Consider the following 1,655-nt stretch of genomic DNA (forward strand, 5'->3'; position numbering starts at 1 on the left):
CTTAATTTGTTTGGCGATCGCCTTCCAGTTATAATTAGCTTGGACGTAATCTAAACATGCTTGAGCGGTAGGTAAAGTGCGATCGCCCGATAAGGCTTCGATAATTCCTCTAGCAAGTTGGTCCGGATTTTAGCCTTCAAAGACTAAATCTTCGGAGAAGGGTCTTAAAATTTCGGGAATACCACCGATAGGTGTACCCAATACAGGAGTTCCAGCCGCTAAAGACTCGATCGCAATTAAACCAAAACCTTCTAAAGCCACTGTGGGAATAACGGAAAAATTAGCTGCACGATAACATAATGGTAGTTGTTCGTCGGGAATATAGCCTAGCAATTTAACATTATTATTCAAGTCTAATTGTTTAATCTGCTGTTGCAGAGTTTCCGCTAAAGCTCCTTTACCAGCAATATAAAGCAAAATATCGGGGTAGAGAGCGCGTACTTGGGTCATCGCTGAAACCAGATTCTCTAACCCCATGCGTTTTGCCAATCGACGGATACAAAAAATAATCGGTCGATCTTGATGCCAATCTAATTTAGTACGTGCTTCGGTAGGAGAAAGCTCGATCTTAAAACGATCTATATCTACACCGCCAGGAATAATATTTATTAGTTCTAAGGGAACTTGATATTCTCGATGCAAGATATCCCGAAAGGTTTTAGAGAGAACGATAAACTGTTGCGAGCGCTTGTAAGTGCTTTGTTCGAGCCATTTCTTAACTTTAACCGCCAGGCTTTTATTTGCCTCTACACCACTTTCTAATGCCCAAGGTCCATGAAAATGAGTGACCAACGGGCGATCGTCTAACATATTCAATAGGGGGAAAGTATAAAAGGCAAAATGGGAGACGATTAGATCGTAGTCTTGTTGTGAGGTTAATTCTTTAAAGCTTTTCCTGACTCCCAACCACCGTTTTAGAATTGAGGCATCTGGCAAAGCAAATGCTTTAACTCTGCCATTGGTATCTTTTTCAATAGTATAAGAACCTGCAACTAAACCTTTTACATTTACTCCTACTTGTGGCAGATAGCGAGTGCAATCATAATAAAAGCGATCGAGTCCTCCTCCTTGTTCGGGAAACCATTCTAGACCTATTTGTATTGTTTTCACGTTAGTCCTGTCTTAAAAAAGCGATCGAGCAAAATGCTGTTTGAGTCATGGTAAGACTATATTTTTATTGAAGATTTACAAGACTAAATTTACGTGTTTGTTTGTTATATGTTAAAAGGTTATTCTAATTACTGAATTTATTATTACTTATCTACGTAAAGTTGGATGGTGAGACAAAAGTAAGTATTAAGTAATATTAAATAATGAGCGATCGCTGATAACGTTTAACTTCGCGATCGCATATAAAAACTTTAGCATAATTAAAGAAAATAAAGTTATTTACCAATAGTATCTTAGTTAAATAAACTAATATCAATTCCTCGCGCACTAGCCAGATAAATAGAGAATAATTTATTATTAGTAAAAATTTTTCAAATTCTTATTTATTCTGATAGACGTTCCATGGAACGTCTCTAAGCTGTCGCGTATTTAAATTGCATTAACAGCATTGCCTTTATTTTTCAATTTTCTATCCCAATTAATAATTAACTCCCCCTGATTAAGAAGTTGATGTAAAAGAGATTCTAGTTGCTCAATAGATTTAA

Annotated in this window: 1 protein-coding gene and 1 pseudogene; both read right to left on the reverse strand. The window is 36.6% G+C overall.

From position 1 onward, the window contains the following. Positions 1–129: 129 nt before the first annotated feature. Positions 130–1,110, reverse strand: coding sequence for a glycosyltransferase family 4 protein (locus tag AC33VI_RS22945; protein ID WP_491784582.1), 981 nt, complete (start codon positions 1,108–1,110; stop codon positions 130–132). Positions 1,111–1,539: 429 nt separating this feature from the next. Continuing rightward, a pseudogene (locus AC33VI_RS22950) lies at positions 1,540–1,655 on the reverse strand (IS630 family transposase); the annotation flags it as partial.

Source organism: Waterburya sp. (genome assembly GCF_058530065.1).